Below are 18,797 nucleotides of genomic sequence, written 5' to 3' on the forward strand. Positions count from 1 at the left end.
GAGACCAAGCAGAACGAGAACCCGTGCCGGAAATCACCGACCTATTTGCCCAAAGGGCCACTCTGCGGCGTTCCGCCAGCTTATTGTCCTCTTTCCGCTTTGAGCAGAGTGCGCCGGAGAAGTTTTACGGCACGGTGGCACAGGACACAGTTCACCTGGTCGCCGACTTGTGGCGACAGGAGATGAACATCGGGCTGCGGGGCCGCACGGTGCTCGATGTCGGGGGCGGACCGGGCTACTTTGCCTCGGCCTTCGCCGACGCCGGAGCGCGGTACGTCGGCGTCGAACCAGACCCCCGTGAGATGCATGCGGCCCCCGAGGGAACCCCGGGCATCCACGACCCACGAGCGGCCTATCTGCGCGCGTCCGGCATGGCCCTGCCGATAGCCGACGACAGCGTCGACATCTGCCTGTCCTCGAACGTCGCCGAGCATGTACCGGAGCCCTGGCGGCTCGGCGCGGAAATGCTGCGAGTCACCCGGCCGGGGGGGCTGGCCGTCTTGTCCTACACCGTCTGGCTCGGTCCGTTCGGTGGTCACGAAATGGGATTGACGCATTACTTCGGCGGCGCCCGCGCCGCCCGGTGGTACACCCGCAAGCACGGCCATCCGCCCAAGAACAACTACGGGTCGTCACTTTTTCCGGTATCGGTGCGCGATGGTCTGGAATGGGCCCATGGGACGGGCGCGCTGGTCGCCGCTTTTCCCCGCTACCACCCAAAATGGGCATGGTGGATCACCAAAGTTCCCGCTGTGCGGGAGGTTCTGGTGAGCAATTTGGTGCTTGTGCTGCGCCCCCACTGAATCGGAAATTGCAACAGGTTCCACTTCCCCTGACTGCCCGGTAGTGTTGCGTACGTCACGCAACGAGGCGGACATGAAACGGAAGTCACGACACCTTGACTGAGCAGACAGCGACGCATGAGGACGTTGCACGCCCCGCCGAATCACAGCGGGACCCGGAGACCTTGCGCGGAGCACTGGCCGATTGGATTTCGGGCCAATTGCCATCCGATGCCGCACTGAGCGTCGATCACGCGGAGCTGCCCAGCGCCAACGGCATGTCCAGCGAGACGATTCTGGCCGATGCGCAGTGGACCGAGAACGGTGAGCGGGCCGCCCATCGCCTGGTGATCAGAACGGCGCCGCAGCCCGATTCGAGCCCCGTATTCCCCACTTATGACATGCGCCGCCAGTTCGACGTGATGGACAAGCTCGGCCAGTACACCAGCGCCGTAGTGCCCCCGGTGCTCTGGTACTGCGACGACCCCTCAGTGCTCGGCGGAGAGTTCTTCGTCATGAAGCGCGTCGACGGGGAGGTCCCGCCCGACCGCATGCCCTACACGTTCGGATCCTGGGTGACCGAGGCCTCCGACGCCGACCGCCGCAAGATGCAGCGGCTCACCATCGACCAGATCGCCCGGGTTCACTCCGCCCCCGTCGAAGAGTTCGCGTTCCTCAACGACGCCCGCGAGGGCGAGACGGGCCTGGATGCCCATGTACGCCGGACCCGGGACCTGTATGAGTGGGTGCGCGGCGACGGCCCCGCCATCCCGCTTATCGATCGCGGATTCGAGTGGCTGCGGGCGAATTGGCCGACCGAATCTCTGCGCGCGGCCGACACGGTCAGCTGGGGAGATTCGCGCCCGGGAAACGTCATCTATCAAGACTTCGAGCCGGTTGCCCTGCTCGACTGGGAGATGGCCACCATCGGACCGCGCGAGCTCGATTTGGGATGGATCATCTTCCTGCACAGGTTCTTCCAGGACCTGGCCGAGATCGCCGGCCTGGCTGGGCTGCCCGGATTCTGCCGGCGCGAGGACATCGCCGCCGAGTACGCCGCCCTCACCGGGCACCACGCGAGCGATCTGGACTTCTACACCACCTATGCGGCGTTGCAACATGCCGTGATCATGGTCCGAATTCAAATGCGCGCCATGGCCTTTGGCATGGCGGAGATGCCGAATGACCCCGATGACCTGATCCTGCACAGGGTCACCCTGGAGAAAATGCTGGACGGAAAGTACTGGAGCGAGGTTTCCGCGTGAGCCTGTCTCCCTTCGACGATTATCCGATCCATCAGATCGCCGATGTGGTCCGCCATGTCGGCACGTCGGACCGAAACTTCTACGACCGCTACTACTTCGGTTGTCACGGAGGCCGCGCCGACCTGCCGTACCTGATCACCGGGCTGGGCGTCTACCCGAACCTGGGTGTCACCGACGCATTCGCATCGGTACGCAATGGCGAGGACATCGTGGTGTTCCGCGCGTCGCGCGCGCTCGGAGACGATCGCGCTGATCTGAAGGTCGGGCCGTATCGCATCGAGGTTGTCGAAGGTCTGAAGAAGGTGCGGGTGATCCTGGAACCCGGCGACGACTACGACCTCGCCTTCGATATCACCTACACCGGCGAGATACCGGCCTCCCTGGAGCCGGGTCATTACCAGCGCCAGCTCGGCCGTGTCATGTTCGATACCTCGCGATTTGCCCAAACCGGCACCTGGGCAGGCCAATTGACGGTCGACGGCACCACCCACGAACTCGATGGCGTCAACTGGTCGGGCAACCGGGATCGCTCTTGGGGCATCCGGCCAGTCGGCGAGGGCGAGCCCGCCGGGCGGCGTGCCACCCTGGCGGGCGGCTTCTTCTGGCTCTACAACGTGATCTCGTTCCCCGAATACTCGATTGTGTTCATCAACCAGGAGGACGAGCACGGCACCAAGGTGGTCAGCGGTGCACGCCGGGTGTGGCGCGATCCGGCGAAGGGGATCGAGGAACTCGGCCCCATCACGCACGACATCACCTTGGTTCCCGGCACTCGCGAGGCGAGTTCTGCGGTGATCACGTTGGGTGACATCACCGTCACCGCCGAGATAGTGCTGCCGCACTACTTCGGCTTCGGTACCGGGTACGGCCTGGATCCGGACTGGCGCCACGGCATGTGGCAGGGCGACCTCGTCGTGCAGGGCAAGCGGTACAAGACCGCGGAACTGGACGCCACGCTCAAACTGCTCTGCCCCGTCGACAATCTCGCGACGTTCCGCCTGGTCGAGAACGGCGTGGAGAACCACGGCAGTGGACTGTTCGAGTTCGGGCCCATAGGCCCACATAAACCCTCCGGCTTCACCGGATTCGTTGACACACATCAGGAAAGAGACAGCGATTCATGACGAATTACGACAAGCTCTTCATCGGCGGCGTATGGACCGAGCCGGCCACTGACCAGGTGATCGAGGTCATCTCGCCCGCCACCGGACAGAAGGTAGGCCAGTGTCCGCTGGCGTCCCCCGCCGACGTCGAAGCCGCGGTAAGCGCTGCCCGCCGCGCCTTTGATGACGGCCCGTGGCCCAAGCTGACTCCGCACGAGCGCCAGGCGATATTGCAGAAGGCAGTTGCCGGGCTGGAGGCCCGCAAGGACGAGATCTGCAAGGCCATCGCCGACGAGACCGGCGCTCCCCCTATGGTTATCGAAACATTGCAATGGTTGGGCGGCTTCGGTGCCATCCAGTACTACGCCAATGCGGCAGACGCGGTGAAGTGGAAGGAACTGCGCAACGGCGCCTACGGCCAAACGGTGGTAACCCGGGAGCCCGCCGGCGTGGTGGCCGCCATCGCGGCCTGGAATGTGCCACTGTTCCTGGCGCTCAACAAGATCGGCCCGGCGTTCCTCGCCGGGTGCACGGTGGTGCTCAAGCCCGCTGCCGAGACTCCGCTGTCAAGCTTCATCCTCGCTGAGGTGTTCGCCGACGCGGGTGTTCCCGAGGGCGTGCTGTCGGTGGTACCCGGTGGGGCCGAAACCGGCCGGGCACTGACCAACAACCCCGGCGTCGACGTGTTCAGTTTCACCGGCAGCACCGCCGTCGGTAAGGAGATCGCCGAGATCGCCGCCAAGAACCTCAAGAAGGTCACGCTGGAGTTGGGCGGTAAGTCCGCGGCCATCGTGCTGGAGGATGCCGACCTGGCGGCAGCGCTGCCGATGCTGGTGTTCTCCGGCTTGATGAACGCCGGCCAGGGCTGCGTCAACCAGACCCGGGTGCTGGCACCGCGGTCGCGGTACGACGAGGTTGTCGACGGCATTGTGGGGATGGTCTCGCTGATGGGCGTGGGCCTGCCCGACGATCCCGCCACACAGGTGGGCCCGCTGATCACCGAGAAGCAGCGCGCCCGTGTCGAGGGCTATATCGCCAAGGGCATCGAGGAGGGCGCCCGGCTTGCTTACGGCGGCAAGCGTCCTGAAGGTCTGGACGGCGGATACTTCGTGCAGCCAACGATTTTCGCCGATGTCGACAACTCGATGACCATCGCGCAGGAGGAGATCTTCGGTCCGGTGCTGTCGATCATCGCTTACGACTCCGTCGACGAGGCCATCAAGATCGCAAACGACTCCAACTACGGCCTCGCCGGCAGCGTGTGGACCACCGATGTGCCCAAGGGCCTGGAGGTGGCGGCGCAGATCCGTACCGGCACCTACGGCATCAACTGGTACGCCTTCGACCCCAGTTGCCCATTCGGCGGCTACAAGCAGTCCGGCATCGGCCGGGAGAACGGGCCCGAGGGCATCGAGGAGTACTGCGAGCTCAAGAGCGTGCTGCTGCCGATGGGTTACACCCTCGACTCGATCTAGCCTCGCGTGCGAGCCTCGCGCGGAAATCTTGCCCGAAAACCGCGTGAGGCTCGCGCTCGACGCTAGGGTTCGACGGTGTCCACCATCGCCGAGGCCGACGCTGCTCCAACCGGTCTGCGCAAGGTGGTCGCCGCATCAATGGCGGGCACCGTCGTCGAGTGGTACGAATTCTTCCTCTACGCCACCGCCGCCACCCTCGTCTTCAACAAGGTCTTCTTCCCCGCGGTGCAGGCCGGAGGCAATGACCTCGACAACATCATCAAGGCGTTCCTCACCTACGCGGTAGGGTTCGTCGCCCGGCCCATCGGCGGAATCGTATTCGGGCACTTCGGGGATCGCTACGGACGCAAACACCTCCTGCAGATCGCGATCGTGCTGGTCGGCGTGTCCACCTTCCTAATGGGCTGCCTACCGACCTTCGCACAGATCGGCTATGGGGCCCCGATCCTGCTGGTGGCGCTGCGATTCCTGCAGGGTTTCGCGGTCGGCGGGGAATGGGGCGGCGCTGTGCTGCTGGTGGCCGAACACTCCCCCGACGCGCAACGCGGGTTCTGGTCGAGCTGGCCGCAGGCGGCGGTACCGCTGGGCAATCTGCTGGCCACCCTGGTGCTGCTCACGTTGTCGTGGACCCTCTCCGATGCCGCCTTCCTGGCCTGGGGCTGGCGCGTCGGATTCTGGCTGTCGGTCGTGATCGTGGCCATCGGGTACTACATCCGCACCCGGATATCCGATGCGCCGATCTTCCAGGAGGCGCGCAAGGAGATCGAGCAGAACAAAGCCAGTTCGTACGGCGTCGTCGAAGTGTTCCGCCGCTACCCTCGCGGGGTGTTCACCGCCATGGGGCTGCGGGTGGCCGAGAACATCCTCTACTACATGGTGGTCACCTTCTCGATCACCTATCTCAAGGTCGAGCTGCACATGGATACCAGACGAATCCTTTTGCTGCTCTTAATCGCTCACGCGGTTCAGGCGATCGCCCTGCCGATCGTCGGCCGGTACACCGATATCGTGGGGCGACGTGCGCCCTACGCATTGGGGGCCCTGCTGGCGGCGGGATGGGGCTTCATGGCGTTCCCGATGTTCAACACCCGGGACGAATGGGTGATCCTGGCGGCCATCGTGATCGGTCTACTGGTGCACTCGCTGATGTTCGCGGGGCAGCCGGCCATCATGGCGGAGATGTTCCCGACCCGTATGCGCTACTCCGGGGTGTCGGTGGGCTACCAGGTGACCTCGATCTTCGCCGGATCACTGGCCCCGGTCATCGGCACCGCACTGCTGAGCAAGTACCACAGCTGGGTGCCGGTGGCCATCTATCTGGCCGCCGTTGCCCCCATCACGCTCATTGCCGTCTGGGCACTGCCGGAGACCAAGGGCAGCTCGCTGCATGCACTGGATGCTGCCGACAGGGCGCGCGCCTGACGCTAGGTTGGACCCATGGCGACCTATGGCTGGATCGGTTTGGGGAACATGGGCGGCCCGATGGCCGCGAATCTGGTGGCGGCCGGGCACACGGTGCGCGGTTTCGACCTCTCGGGTGACGCACTGGCCGCCGCAGCGGCCACAGGTGTGACCGCGGTGGACGAGATCGCCGAGGTGCTGGCGGGCGCCGAAGTGGTGTTCACCATGCTGCCCAAGGGTGAGCATGTCCGCTCGGTATTCGAAGGCCCCTACGGCATCTGGGAAAACGCCTCGCCATCAACGCTTCTGGTGGACAGTTCAACCGTCGACATCGAAACCTCGCGGTACTGTCACGCCGAATCGGCGCGCCGGGGGTTCCGGTTCGTCGACGCCCCGGTGTCCGGCGGGATCAGCGGCGCGCAGGCCGGCACGCTGTGCTTCATGCTGGGTGGAGATTTGGAAAATTCCGGCGCGGCAACCGATTACATCAAACCGATGGCCGGTCGGGTGATCCACGCCGGTGACGGTGGCGCCGGCGTGGCCGCGAAGATCTGCAACAACATGATGCTGTTCATCGACATGATGGCCAATTCGGAAGGTTCACAGCTGGCCGAGCGGCTCGGCCTGGATCCCAAGGTTTTCTGGGAGATCTGTTCGGTGTCCTCGGCGCGATCCTGGGCGCAGCAGACCTGGTACCCGGTGCCGGACATCATCGAATCCGCCGCCGCCAACCGGAACTTCGATGCCACTTTCACGGTCGACCTGGCGCACAAGGATGCACGCCTGGCGCTGGCCGCAGGTGAGGCCACCGGTGTGAAGCTACCCGCCGCGACCATGGTGACCGAGCAGTTCCAGCAGCTCATCGACGAGGGCCTAGGCGCCAAGGACTGCTCGCTGATCGTCAAGTACGCGACGCCCGACGGCTCGGCGCGCGGTTACGCGCCGTGACCCGGCCGTTCTTCCCGTAGTTGCTGTAAAAACCGGTTGTACGAGGCTAATTCGTCTTCTTGCAGGGCGTCATCGGCCTCGCGTTCCTCCGTTTCGGCCTGTTCCTCACGCCGCCACCTGATGGCGAAGATCAAGGTAGTCGCGAGCGCGATCGGCTCACCGTAGGACCAGGCCAGCGCGCCAGCCACCGCCTGGTCCTTCACCGGGTCGACGGCCCACGCGGCGGGCGGATTGGCGAAGATGCCAATCAGCGGCCTAGGCGCCATCATGAGGATGACGCCGATGAACACGTGCAACGGCATTTCCACGAAGATGTCGAACATCCTGCCGAGATTGGTCTGCCGGACCGGCAGCGGGTCGGTGGACAGGATGGGGATGACGAACAGCAGGCCGCTGGCCAAGAAAAAGATCTCTAACCCGTTATGCCCCAACCAGGTAACGGCAATGGTGTCGAACAGCTGGGATAAATACAGGCCGTAATAGCTGAACAGGAACAGCGGAATGGTGACGGCGGGATGCAACAGCATCGCGGCCGCGCGGCTGCGCAATCCGGTCAGCGCGGCCACCAGTACCCATCTGCCGGGCCCGTGGTGCGGCGTCGAGCGCAACAACAGCCGCCCCGGTGAGCCCAGCACCAACAACGGCGGCACCAAGATCGACAACGTCAGCTGCTGGAACATGAACGCGCTGAACAACCGAAATCCGTAGCGGTCTATCGACAATCCCATGACCGCGCCCATAATCAGGCACCCGGACAGGAAGCACGCGGTTGACCACCACGGCCAGCGGCGGCCCATCCGGCGCAGCCGGAGCACGCTCAGCAGGTACCACCCGGCCAGCAGCGCCGCTACAACAGGAAGCACCGGAATGGCGGGCGGGTTCCAGGCGAACAGTGACCACACTGTCGGCGGTTCGGCGGGGATTGTGGTCAGCCCGCTGAGCAACCTCACGTCGTTCATTGATTGCATTATGCGCATATTTGAATGAACTGGCCATCCGAGTGCCGAACCAGGCGTTCATCGGCAGTTCCGATCGCCGCTAGCCAAACGGCGTTGGTTCACAGCTTTGGTAGCTAGGGTGCGCCACGGGCGGGGCAAACCAGAGGAGGAACGATGGCTGTATCCGTCAATCTCGAGAAGGCACTCGACAAGGCCTACGAGAACAAGGACCTCAAGGACGTCCTCGACGCTCCCCCGTCTGCTCTCGCTGGCCTCACCGAGAAGCACGACGCCGCACTCAAGGAAGCCCTGAACATCTCGACCGTGCGCGAGCTGGGCACCAACAAGTACATCGCGCTTGCTGCCGCGCTGGCGGCTTTGGAGAGCAAGACCGGTTAAACCGTTGGCCGAGAAGGCATCTACGAACGCCAGCCGCTACGTAGATGCCTTCTCGTCGTCAGCCTCGCAGCGCCTCCGCCAACGGCTCCAGCACCGCTGTGTCGTACGGCGGAGGCAAGTAGATGATCGCCACGTCGAGCCCCTCGGCCCCTAGCGCGGCTGCCTCATCGACAACCTTCGCGTAATCGCGATCCTCGCCGAGCCGGATGTGGGCCGAGAGCGTGATCTCAGCCGGATCCCGGCCGATGTCGGCGCAGTGCGCGGCCAGCACATCGCGCTTGCGCGCGAACTCCTCGGGCGGTCCGCCCACGAAATTCCAGTGCTGTGCGTACTTGGCGGTGATCCGCAACGTGCGCTTCTCGCCGCTGCCGCCTATGCAGATCGGCGGGTGTGGTTTTTGCGGCCCCTTGGGCTCGTTGCGAGCGTCTTTGAGCTGATAGAACGTGCCGTCAAAGCTCGTCGTCTCCTGGCTCAGCAGACCGGTGAGCACCTCGCAGGCCTCTTCGAACCGGTCGAATCGCTCCTTGATGCTGCCCAGTTCAATGCCGTAGGCGCCGGATTCTTCCTCGTTCCAGCCGGCGCCGATACCGAGCTCGAGGCGACCACCGGACACGATGTCCAACGCCGAGGCCATATTGGCCAGCACGGCCGGATGCCGATAGTGGATACCGGTCACCAGCACCCCGACGCGCAGCCGCCGGGTGGCCTGCGCGAGCGCGGTGAGGGTTATCCAGCCCTCCAGGCATGGCCCGGTGGAGTCCGAGAAGATCGGATAAAAGTGATCAAAGGTCCAGCCGGACTCGAAGACGTCGATCCCGTCGGCCACCTTCCAGATGGCCAGCATGTCGTCCCAGGTGGTGTTCTGCGGAGATGTCTTGAATGCGAAGCGCATTGCACAACCCTATGCAGGATCCACCTGGAGTGTCGACCAGATACGAACTACCCCAGCCGCTGCTTGAGCGCGTCGAACTCGTCCTTGACGCCGCTAGGCAGCTTGTCGCCGATGAACTCGAACCACTCTTCGATGAGCGGCAACTCCGCGAGCCACTCATCGTTGTTCACCGCGAGCGCCTCGGCCACATCGGCCTCCTCGACGTCCAGACCGGCCAGGTCCAGGTCCTCGACGCCCGGAACGGTGCCGATCGGGGTCGACACACCGTTGGCGCGGTGCTCGATCCGGTCGACGATCCACTTGAGCACCCGGCTGTTCTCGCCGAATCCGGGCCACAGGAAGCGTCCGTCATCGCCACGGCGGAACCAGTTCACGAAGAACACCTTGGGCAGCTTGGACTCGTCGGCCTGCTTGCCCACGTTGATCCAGTGGTTCAGGTAGTCGCCCACGTGGTAACCCATGAAGGGCAGCATCGCCATCGGGTCGCGGCGCACGGTGCCAACCTTGCCCTCGGCGGCCGCGGTCTGCTCCGAACCCAGTGTGCCGCCAATGAACACACCGTGCTGCCAGTCCCGGGCCTCGGTCACCAGCGGCACAGTCGTCTTGCGACGGCCACCGAACAGGATCGCCGAGATCGGCACACCCTGCGGGTCATCCCATTCGGGGGCCAAGATGGGGCACTGCGACATCGGGGTGCAGTAGCGCGAATTCGGGTGCGCGGCTTTGGTCTCGGTCTCCCGCAGGACCCAGTCCTGACCCTTCCAGTCGATCAGGTGCTCCGGCTCGCCCTCCAGGCCTTCCCACCAGACGTCGTTGTCGTCGGTGCGCGCGACGTTGGTAAAGACGGTGTTGCCGGCTTCGATGGTCTTCATGGCGTTGGGGTTGGAGCTCCAGTTGGTGCCCGGTGCCACACCGAAGAAGCCAAACTCCGGATTGACGGCGTACAGGCGACCATCCTTGCCGAAGCGCATCCAGGCGATGTCATCACCCAACGTCTCTGCGCGCCATCCGGGAATGGTCGGCTGAATCATCGCGAGGTTGGTCTTGCCGCAGGCCGACGGGAACGCCGCGGCCACGTAGTAGGCCTTGTTCTCCGGCGAGATGAGCTTGAGGATCAGCATGTGCTCGGCAAGCCAGCCCTCGTCGTGGGCCATCGCCGAGGCGATGCGCAACGAGTAGCACTTCTTGCCCAGCAGCGCGTTGCCACCGTAACCCGAACCATAGGACCAGATTTCACGAGATTCGGGGAAGTGGGTGATGTACTTGGTGTCATTGCACGGCCATGGCACGTCTTCCTGGCCGGGCTCCAGGGGCGCACCGATCGAGTGCAGCGCCTTGACGAAGAATCCGTCATCGCCCAGTTTCTCCAGGGCGGCGGCACCCATTCGGGTCATCACGCGCATCGAGGCGACGACGTACTCCGAATCGGTGAGCTCCACACCCAGCTTGGGGTCCTCGGCACCGAGCGGGCCCATGCAGAACGGCACCACCCACATGGTGCGTCCGCGCATGCTGCCCCGGAACAGCTCGGTCATGGTCGCGCGCATCTCGGTGGGGTCCACCCAGTTGTTGGTGGGACCGGCGTCCTCTTCACGCTCCGAGCAGATGTACGTCCGCGATTCCACCCGGGCGACGTCCGACGGGTCCGACAGCGCCAGGAACGAGTTGGGGTGCTTCTCGGAGTTGAGCCGCTGGAAGGTGCCCGCGTCCACTAGTTGCTGAGAAACGCGCTCGAACTCTTCATCGGAACCATCAGCGAACACGACCCGATCAGGTTGTGTCAGCTCAGCGACCTCGCGGACCCAAGCGAGCAATCCGGCGTGTTTCGTCGGAGCGTTGTCAAGACCGGGAATGGTCGCTGCTGTCATCGAGAGCATCTCCTCGTTGAGCCGGGTGAGGTACGCAGTTGCCGCACCGGCGCTGGTCGGAACCTAGATATATGAGGTTAGCGCTGGCGCTATTCAGCGTGAAACGGGGTTGGTACGTATCCATCAATAACAAGCGAGCTTCGGCCAGTACTTCCCGCGGTACAACCCCAGCCCATTTACTTACCGCCGATGCGACCGTGCTCGATGAGCTCCCAGTGCGCACCCGCACCGCGGGCCCAGGTCTCATACGTGCCGTCCGCCCCGAACGTGGTCACCTTGTCGGCGATACCGTCCTCGTCGATGTCGGACACCACCGATAACCCGTCAGGTTCATGCAGCGTGACGGTGTCGCCGATGCCGTCATGGTCGGTGTCGATGAGGTCTGTTCCGAGGTCCACCAGACCGCCATCGGTGGGCAGGTACATGTGGTGATCGACGTGCAGATCGGGGCTGAGCGCATGGCCTGGTTCGTGCACCCCTTCACCTGGCCCCCCAAGGCCCACATGGAAACCCTGGTCAAAACCGTCGATCATGTCTCTGCCTAACCCTCGCGCGCGCGGCCTATCGATCTATTCTCGGCTGTCCCCGCGATCGCGTCCAGCCGTTCGGTGACCGCCGTTAACGCTTTGTGTACGGAGGGCAGGTCGCGGTTGCGCAGCGCCGTTGCGCGCGCGGTGTTCATAGCGGCCTCACGCAGCTCGGAATCGATTTGCCCGACCCGGGCGGCCAGCTTGTCGTTCTCACGTTCGTCGATCTCGACCAGATCGGCGTTGAGCCTGGTCTCCACCTCCAGCACCCGCGCGGCGACCCACTGCTCCAAGTAGGCTCGCAGCTCCCCCGTGGTGTCTCCCAACCACCGGTCCAGCACCGTCCGATCGTGCAGGAGCCCCCGCACCGCGACCAGCCACACCGCGATGCAGGCACCGGCAATGAGGCCCACCGCCAAGCCCGCCGGCGCCAGGCCGGGACGCGCATACGCCACCAACCGGGACACCGTCAACGCCGCGCCCAGCCCGAAGAACACCCCGAACAGCGCCATCATCCGGGTCTCCAGCCGACGTGATCGCACCGAAGGATCTGGTGCTTCGGGCGGCAGCGGCCGATTCGCGCTGGGGCGCGGCGCCGCCCAGCGTTGGGTTACCTCGGCCGAGATCTCGGCCAGGTGTTCCTCGGTGCCCTGTTCCACTTCGGCCACCACCTCGGCCGCCCGGCCCCGCACCCGATCACCGAAGCCGGGCACATCGCGGCGCTTCAGTTCGGCGATGTCCTCGCGCAGCTCGCCGGCCACCGAGCCCACTCGCTTGCGCGCGAAGTACAGCAGCGTCATGCGTGCCTGCGCGATGCGGTTGCGCAACGCCAAGGTCCGTTCGGACTTACTCGAACGCGTCCGCCGTACCGCCGCCTGCCGCTGATTGCGCAGCTCGTCCGCGCGTGCACCCTCCCCGGCCTCCGGCGGCACATTCAGCATTCCCTGCAGACGAGTCGCCCAGGCACGCAGCCGGTTTCGCTCAGCCAGGGCAGGTTCCTCACGAACCTGGCGCACTGCCCGCACCAATTCGTCGAGTCCAGCCGCCGTGCCACGCGTCGAGACCCCCAGCCAGGTGACACCGCTGAACCGCGAGTCATGCTCGGCCAGGATCTCCCGATTCCGGTTCATGACCTCACGCCAGGACTGGTGCACATCGATCTTGGAAACCACCGCGACAAGCGCATCGGTGTTGGCGGCGGCCAGCTGAATCAGACCGCAGTCCGACGGTGTGAGCGGTGCGGTTCCGCTGCACACGAAAACCACCGCCGAGGGCGCCTGCCCGTGCTGCAGCTCCTCAGGCTCGACGATGCGCACACCCGATATGCGTGAGGACAGCTCGGTGGCCAGGGTGCTCGCGCCGGCCAGCCAGCTGCCGGTCACCATCACGGCGTCGTGCACATGCACGCCGAGCGGACCGAGTGTGGGGTCCACCGCCAGCACCAGCTCGTCGACCCGCTTGTCGGTAGGAGTTGTCACGCCCGGCCCCCCGCCAGCCGCCACAAGCGCAGCGATCCCCGCACGATGTCCGTGCCCATTGCCGCGTATGTGGCGTTCACCGGTCCGGCGGCGAATCGCTGCCAGTGTTCGGCGCGGTAGCGGTGATCTTCTGGATGATCGCTCAGCTCCACCGTCAGGCCCGCCGCCGTCGCGGCATCCACCGCACACTGCATCGCCGCGACCACCACATCGTCACTGGTCAAGAAGGCGTCAATCTGCACCGGCAGAACACCCGTCACGCCAATCCTGCGGAGTTCGGCGAGCACCGCGCGCATTCGGCGGTACCAGCCCTGGGCAATGGCCGCGCGAATCGCGTTCACCACCGCATCGATGCCCGACAGGTCGCGCAGCAGTGCGGCGAGTCCCGGGGCCGCCAGGGTGGGAACCTGCCGAAGCGCCCCGATCGCGCACCCCATCGGGTACAGGTCCAGTTCATGGAGCAACCGCTGCCTCATCGAAACCGGCACCTGGTGTGTGCCGGTGACGAAGGCATCGACGGAACTGGTGTCCGCAGGGTCCCCGACCATCAGTTTGAGGGCCTCGACCATGGCTTCATCGATATCCGCCAGCGGAACGTGCGCCGATAACGGCAGCGTCGGCACCCGCGTCTCCAGGCGGTACTGGGCGCACCGCTCCACAGCAGCGGTCCAGGGGCCGCGAGCGGCGCCGGGATCCGTCAGATCTGCCTTGTTGAGAATCAGCACCTTGGGTGCGTTGGATGCCTCCAGTACGGCGCGGTCCTCGGGCTTGAGCGCCTCCGCGAACACCACCACGTCGACGTCAGCCGTGATCGGTTCCGACGGGATTGGCACCTCGATAAGCGCATGCCCCGGCCCGTCCGCTGCCGGCAGGGTGCGTCCCAACGCGCCGATCACGCTGGTGACGCCCACACCGGCCCGGCCCCGGACGGTAACCCGAAGAGGGTCTCCCAACCGCACCGCCAGATCGTGAATCCGCTGGCCGCCGTGCACCTGGCGAACCTCAGGACGCGTGACGAACCGGTCGAGCGCTCCCCGGAAGACCTCAAACCCCCGCGTCATTGCTTTGCAGACCCAATCTCATCGCGCTTACGGAAATGCTCACATTGTCACCTGATCCGATGGAGGGTTCCACCCTGGTAGGCAACTGTTGAGTATCAATATGCGCTGGGATTATGGGATCTGCCGCCCATGAGTGACCATGGGAAGATGCGTTGTGACGGCCAGGAGCGGGGCTGTGTGGCATCTGAAACAGCCACCGACGAGCTCCCTGGGACCGGCGGGGTCGAATCCACTGCCGGTACGGACGGCCGCGACCGCCACCCCCGCCGCGTATCCAGCTTCCGTTCACGAGGGTCATCGCTGTCCGACGGCCAGCAGAAGGCCTGGGACAAATCCTGGCCGACCTATGGGCGCGTCGCCCGGGAAGCCGACGGCACCTGCCCACCGCTGGAACCTGCGGCCTGGTTCGGCCGCACTGCGCCCTTGATTCTTGAAATCGGCTGTGGCACAGGAACATCCACTGCCGCGATGGCGATAGAAGAACCACAATTCGATGTGCTTGCGGTGGAGGTATACCGCAAGGGCCTGGCGCAGTTGCTCTCGGCGATTGATCGTGAGGGCATCGAGAACATCCGGCTGATCCGCGGCGACGCCCTGGACGTGCTGGAGTACCTGCTGCCGTCGGGATCGCTGACCGCGGCGCGGGTTTTCTTCCCGGACCCCTGGCCCAAGGCCCGCCACCACAAGCGGCGGCTGCTCCAGCCGGGCACAGTGGCGCTGCTGTCGGACCGCCTCCGGCCGGGCGGCACCCTGCATGTGGCCACCGATCACGCGAACTACGCCCAGCACATCGCCGAGGTGGGCGATAACGAGTCCACGCTGCGACGCCTTGAGCTCGACGATCCGCGCATTCCCGTCTCCGTGAACCGGCCCACCACTAAGTTCGAGGGGAAAGCGCACACGGTCGGCAGTGCGATCAACGACTTCGTCTGGGAGCGATTGTGAGCCTCGCCGAGGACTTGGAGCGCCCCAACACCGTGGACGAGACGGCCCACCGACGCCGGGTGCTGCGAGTACTGCTGGTGTGGGACGCACCCAACCTTGACATGGGCCTGGGCGCCATCATCGGCGGCCGCCCCTCCGCGGAGAACCGGCCCCGGTTCGACGCCCTGGGCCGCTGGCTGCTGGAACGCACGGCCGCCTATTCGGCGGATCACCCCGATTGCCTCGTCGAACCCGAGGCCACAGTGTTTACCAATATCGCGCCGGGAAGTGCCGACGTGGTGCGCCCATGGGTCGAGGCGCTGCGCAATGTTGGGTTTGCGGTATTTGCCAAACCCAAGATCGACGAAGACAGCGACGTCGACGTCGACATGCTTGCTCACATCGAGCTACGGTCCGACGAAGGCCTGGCCGGGGTGCTTGTGGCCTCGGCGGATGGTCAGGCTTTCCGAGAACCGATGGAGAAAATCGCCGGTGACGGGGTGCCCGTCAGTGTGCTGGGATTTCGCGAACATGCGAGTTGGGCGCTAACCTCGGATACTCTGGAGTTCGTCGATCTCGAGGACATACCCGGAGTTTTCCCCCGAGCCTTACCGCGGGTGGGTCTAGATTCGCTCCCCGACGAAGGCGCCTGGTTGCAGCCATTCCGACCCTTGTCGGCGTTGCTGACGTCCAGGACATGAAAACCGGCGCGTGAGAGACGCTAGTTAGGAGATTCTGTGTTCGCCTGGTGGGGCCGAATGGTGTACCGGTATCGGTTCATCGTCGTTGCCGCGTTCGTCACGGTCTGCCTGGGTTCCGGGCTTTTCGGGATAACGCTCGGCGACCACGTGACGCAGAGTGGCTTCTTCGCGGACAACAGCGAGTCGGTGAAGGCCTCCGTGATGGCCGACGACGCGCTCGGACGCGACCGGACCACCCACGTCGTCGCCGTCATCGCAGCCCCCGAGGGCAAGACGGTCGACGATCCCGCTTTCCAGAAGAAGGTCATCGACCACTTCGACCAGCTTCAGAAGGACAACCCCAACGAGGTCTACGGCTGGGCCGGCTGGTTACGCGCCCCCACCACCACAGACCCCACCGTCAAACGGATGGTCACCGACGACCGTAAACACACCTTCGTCTCGGTCAGCCTCAAGGGCGACGACGACGACACCATCCTCAACAACTACAAAGCCTTGTCTGATCCGGATAAGGACCACGACCCCGCCAAGAACAAGTTCCTGCTCAACGGCGTCGACATCCAGCTGGCCGGCCTGCAGCCCGTGGCCAGCGAGCTGACCGGAACCATCGGTACCGACCAGCAGCGCATGGAGGTGCTGTCGCTCCCGATCATGGCGGTCGTGCTGTTCTTCGTCTTCGGTGGTGTGATCGCCGCGGGTCTGCCGCTGATGGTCGGCGGTCTGACCATCGCGGGCGCACTCGGCATCATGCGGTTGATCACGCTGTTCGCCCCCGTGCACTTCTTCGCTCAGCCGGTGGTCACGCTCATCGGCCTGGGTATCGCCATCGACTACTCGCTGTTCATCGTCAGCCGCTTCCGCGAAGAAATCGCCGAGGGTTACGACACCGAAACCGCGGTCCGGCGCACCGTCATCACCTCCGGCCGCACCGTCATGTTCTCGGCCACGCTGATCGCGGCCGCCCTGATGCCGATGCTGATCGTGCCGCAGCAGTTCCTGAGGTCGCTGACATACGCCGGTATCGCCTCGGTGCTACTCGCCGCGATTCTGGCGGTCACCGTGCTGCCAGCGTGCCTGGGTGTTCTCGGGCGCCATGTCGATGCCCTGAGCATCAAGCGGTTCAGCCGCACCAAGTCGCGCGAGGAGCTGGAGAACGGCTTCTGGGGACGCACTGTCGTCTTCGTGATGCAGCGGCCGCTGGTCTTCGCCGTCCCGATCGTCATCGTGATGCTGCTGCTGATCATCCCGCTGGGCAACCTCAAGCTCGGCGGATTCAGTGAAAAGTACTTGCCGCCAACGAATTCGGTTCGCGTAGCTCAAGAGGACTTCGACAAGCTGTTCCCCGGGTTCCGTACCGAGACCATCACCATCGTGACCAAGGGCGCCACGGATTCGCAGCTCAACCAGATCCGGGCCGACGCCATGAAGGTTCCCGGGTTCGTCGAACCCGGCGGAGACAAGAGCCAGATGTGGCAGCGCCGCCAGTCCGTCAAGACCGACGGCGACGCCAGCGTCAAGGTCATCCAGAACGCCCTGATCAACCGTGATACCGCCGGGGCCAAGGTCAAAGAGCTCCGCGCGATGTCCGTTCCCAAGGGCGTCACGATGTATGTCGGTGGTACTCCCGCCCTCGAGCAGGACTCGATCGACACCGTGTTCGACAAGCTCCCGCTGGTGATCGTGATCCTGATCAGCGTCACCACAATCCTGATGTTCCTGGCATTCGGCTCACTGGTCTTGCCCATCAAGGCAGCCGTCATGAGTGCCTTGGGCCTGGGTTCGACGATGGGCATCTTGACCTGGATATTCGTCGACGGACACTTCTCCAAGTGGCTGAATTTCACTCCGACACCGCTGACCGCGCCGGTGATCGTGCTGATCATCGTCGTCATCTACGGCCTGTCCAGCGACTACGAAGTGTTCCTCATGTCCCGCATGATCGAGGCGCGGCATCAGGGCCTGTCCACCACCGAGGCTGTGCGCGTGGGTACTGCCAACACCGGGCGGATCATCACCGCGGCCGCGTTGATCCTGATCGTGGTGGCCGGCGGCTTCGCCTTCTCCGATCTGGTGATGATGAAGTATCTGGCCTTCGGTCTCATCGCCGCCTTGATCCTGGACGCCACCGTCGTCCGCATGCTGCTCATCCCGGCGGTCATGAAGCTGCTCGGCGACGACTGCTGGTGGGCACCGGCCTGGATGAAGCGCATCCAGGTGAAGCTCGGCCTCGGCGAGGTCACCCTGGCCGACGAGCGCAAGCGCCCGACCGGACGCGAGCAGGCCATCGCGGCTGCCAGTTCTCCGGTCGGGTCCAACGCACGCACTACCAAACTGCAGATCGCCTCCGAGCGCACCCGGTTGCCCTCGACACCCACACCGCGCCAACATGATCCGTCCGCACCGGCGCGGCCCACTCCGCCGCCTCCCGCTCCTCCGACCACTCCGGTCAACATCGCGAGCGACGACAGTGGGGACGCCCCCGCGACAACGCGGATGTCGGTGCCCGGCAAGAACATTGCACCTACCGACGCGCCCACCACGCGCGTACCTGGCGGCAATCCGACGGGCCCGGACGCTCCGACGACCCGCAGCAGCGTCCCCGGCGCTCAGCGCCCCGCCCCCCGGAACGCCGATCGGGAGATCGAATCGTGGCTCGGTGAGCTGCGCGGCCCCAAGCAGCCCGGCTCTGGCCCGGCCGAGGCGGGCGACGCGACCACCGCGATTCCCGTCGCGAAGCCCAACCCTGCCAATGGCACCTCGGGTGAGGATGCGACAACGGCAATGCCTGTCGCCAATCCCGACGCCACTCGACAGGGACCGCCGCGGGCACCCCGTCCGTCACGGGCCCAGCAGACCGCGCCGCCGTCCGCCGACGCGACGGAAGCATTGCCTGCGTCCGACCAGAAGCGCACGCCGCAACAGCAACAGGAAGCGGACGAGGCCACTCGCCGCAGCCGTGGTGGCAGTGTCAGCGCGCAGGATCTGCTACGTCGCGAGGGGCGCCGCATCTAGCGCGACAGTTCGTGCGCCGTCTC

Annotated in this window: 16 protein-coding genes; 10 read left to right on the forward strand and 6 right to left on the reverse strand. The window is 65.0% G+C overall.

Annotation, left to right across the window (positions count from 1 at the left end; all coding sequences use genetic code 11):
• The first annotated feature begins 23 nt into the window (after positions 1-23).
• From HBA99_RS22710 to mmsB, 6 genes are all read left to right on the forward strand, one after another.
• Entirely contained in the window at positions 24-803 is a 780-nt protein-coding gene (locus HBA99_RS22710; RefSeq protein WP_057965490.1) for a class I SAM-dependent methyltransferase, read from the forward strand.
• 95 nt (positions 804-898) lie between these two features.
• Positions 899-2,047 carry a phosphotransferase family protein gene (locus tag HBA99_RS22715; RefSeq protein ID WP_070950494.1) on the forward strand — a complete coding sequence of 383 codons (1,149 nt, stop codon included), beginning with the start codon at positions 899-901 and terminating at the stop codon, positions 2,045-2,047.
• Positions 2,044-3,171, forward strand: coding sequence for an Rv3169 family protein (locus HBA99_RS22720; RefSeq protein ID WP_070916075.1), 1,128 nt, complete (start codon positions 2,044-2,046; stop codon positions 3,169-3,171). Before HBA99_RS22715 ends, HBA99_RS22720 begins: the two co-directional genes overlap by 4 nt.
• Positions 3,168-4,625 (forward strand): aldehyde dehydrogenase, encoded by a 1,458-nt coding sequence (locus HBA99_RS22725; RefSeq protein WP_070932226.1) that lies wholly within the window; start codon positions 3,168-3,170, stop codon positions 4,623-4,625. Before HBA99_RS22720 ends, HBA99_RS22725 begins: the two co-directional genes overlap by 4 nt.
• A 75-nt stretch (positions 4,626-4,700) precedes the next feature.
• Complete coding sequence (locus HBA99_RS22730) at positions 4,701-6,047, forward strand: MFS transporter (RefSeq protein ID WP_070951902.1); 1,347 nt, start codon at positions 4,701-4,703, stop codon at positions 6,045-6,047.
• A 15-nt stretch (positions 6,048-6,062) separates the two neighbouring features.
• Positions 6,063-6,974: a 3-hydroxyisobutyrate dehydrogenase gene (gene mmsB / locus HBA99_RS22735; RefSeq protein WP_070916074.1), complete on the forward strand. Its 912-nt coding sequence runs from the start codon at positions 6,063-6,065 to the stop codon at positions 6,972-6,974.
• Here mmsB and HBA99_RS22740 read toward each other — a convergent pair.
• Positions 6,962-7,933 carry a cytochrome c oxidase assembly protein gene (locus tag HBA99_RS22740; protein ID WP_070951901.1) on the reverse strand — a complete coding sequence of 324 codons (972 nt, stop codon included), beginning with the start codon at positions 7,931-7,933 and terminating at the stop codon, positions 6,962-6,964. The genes mmsB and HBA99_RS22740 overlap by 13 nt on opposite strands.
• A 153-nt stretch (positions 7,934-8,086) precedes the next feature.
• Between HBA99_RS22740 and HBA99_RS22745 the strand changes: the two genes are divergently transcribed.
• Positions 8,087-8,311, forward strand: a complete 225-nt coding sequence (locus HBA99_RS22745) for a hypothetical protein (RefSeq protein WP_064409876.1) — start codon at positions 8,087-8,089, stop codon at positions 8,309-8,311.
• 58 nt (positions 8,312-8,369) lie between these two features.
• On the opposite strand, the gene HBA99_RS22750 is transcribed toward HBA99_RS22745, so the two are convergent.
• The 5 genes from HBA99_RS22750 to HBA99_RS22770 form a co-directional block, all read right to left on the reverse strand.
• Entirely contained in the window at positions 8,370-9,203 is an 834-nt protein-coding gene (locus HBA99_RS22750) for an LLM class F420-dependent oxidoreductase (protein WP_070951900.1), read from the reverse strand.
• Between the two features lie 47 nt (positions 9,204-9,250).
• Positions 9,251-11,071, reverse strand: a complete 1,821-nt coding sequence (locus HBA99_RS22755) for a phosphoenolpyruvate carboxykinase (GTP) (protein ID WP_057969260.1) — start codon at positions 11,069-11,071, stop codon at positions 9,251-9,253.
• Between the two features lie 176 nt (positions 11,072-11,247).
• Positions 11,248-11,604: a DUF6802 family protein gene (locus tag HBA99_RS22760; RefSeq protein WP_030097336.1), complete on the reverse strand. Its 357-nt coding sequence runs from the start codon at positions 11,602-11,604 to the stop codon at positions 11,248-11,250.
• A gap of 8 nt (positions 11,605-11,612) precedes the next feature.
• Positions 11,613-13,076 carry a hypothetical protein gene (locus HBA99_RS22765; RefSeq protein WP_070952405.1) on the reverse strand — a complete coding sequence of 488 codons (1,464 nt, stop codon included), beginning with the start codon at positions 13,074-13,076 and terminating at the stop codon, positions 11,613-11,615.
• Positions 13,073-14,137 (reverse strand): hypothetical protein, encoded by a 1,065-nt coding sequence (locus tag HBA99_RS22770; protein WP_070951899.1) that lies wholly within the window; start codon positions 14,135-14,137, stop codon positions 13,073-13,075. Before HBA99_RS22770 ends, HBA99_RS22765 begins: the two co-directional genes overlap by 4 nt.
• 129 nt (positions 14,138-14,266) lie before the next feature.
• On the opposite strand from HBA99_RS22770, the gene trmB reads away from it, so the two are divergent.
• The 3 genes from trmB to mmpL3 are packed head-to-tail and all read left to right on the forward strand — an operon-like array spanning position 14,267 to position 18,774.
• Positions 14,267-15,082, forward strand: coding sequence for a tRNA (guanosine(46)-N7)-methyltransferase TrmB (trmB, locus tag HBA99_RS22775; protein WP_196326483.1), 816 nt, complete (start codon positions 14,267-14,269; stop codon positions 15,080-15,082).
• 14 nt (positions 15,083-15,096) lie between these two features.
• Entirely contained in the window at positions 15,097-15,762 is a 666-nt protein-coding gene (locus tag HBA99_RS22780) for an NYN domain-containing protein (protein ID WP_044105533.1), read from the forward strand.
• Positions 15,763-15,798: 36 nt separating this feature from the next.
• On the forward strand, positions 15,799-18,774 hold the full coding sequence (mmpL3, locus tag HBA99_RS22785; protein ID WP_070932223.1) for a trehalose monomycolate exporter MmpL3: 2,976 nt from the start codon (positions 15,799-15,801) through the stop codon (positions 18,772-18,774).
• Positions 18,775-18,797: the final 23 nt, after the last annotated feature.

The sequence above is a fragment of the Mycobacteroides chelonae genome (assembly GCF_016767715.1).
In the GTDB taxonomy this organism is placed as follows: domain Bacteria; phylum Actinomycetota; class Actinomycetes; order Mycobacteriales; family Mycobacteriaceae; genus Mycobacterium; species Mycobacterium gwanakae.

Coding starts and splice junctions, on each gene's coding strand:
- HBA99_RS22755 (WP_057969260.1), bottom strand. CDS start 11,071: ATGACAGCAGCGACCATTCCCGGTCTTGACAACGCTCCGACGAAACAC.
- HBA99_RS22770 (WP_070951899.1), bottom strand. CDS start 14,137: ATGACGCGGGGGTTTGAGGTCTTCCGGGGAGCGCTCGACCGGTTCGTC.
- HBA99_RS22750 (WP_070951900.1), bottom strand. CDS start 9,203: ATGCGCTTCGCATTCAAGACATCTCCGCAGAACACCACCTGGGACGAC.
- HBA99_RS22725 (WP_070932226.1), top strand. CDS start 3,168: ATGACGAATTACGACAAGCTCTTCATCGGCGGCGTATGGACCGAGCCG.
- trmB (WP_196326483.1), top strand. CDS start 14,267: ATGAGTGACCATGGGAAGATGCGTTGTGACGGCCAGGAGCGGGGCTGT.
- HBA99_RS22740 (WP_070951901.1), bottom strand. CDS start 7,933: ATGAACGACGTGAGGTTGCTCAGCGGGCTGACCACAATCCCCGCCGAA.
- mmsB (WP_070916074.1), top strand. CDS start 6,063: ATGGCGACCTATGGCTGGATCGGTTTGGGGAACATGGGCGGCCCGATG.
- HBA99_RS22760 (WP_030097336.1), bottom strand. CDS start 11,604: ATGATCGACGGTTTTGACCAGGGTTTCCATGTGGGCCTTGGGGGGCCA.
- HBA99_RS22745 (WP_064409876.1), top strand. CDS start 8,087: ATGGCTGTATCCGTCAATCTCGAGAAGGCACTCGACAAGGCCTACGAG.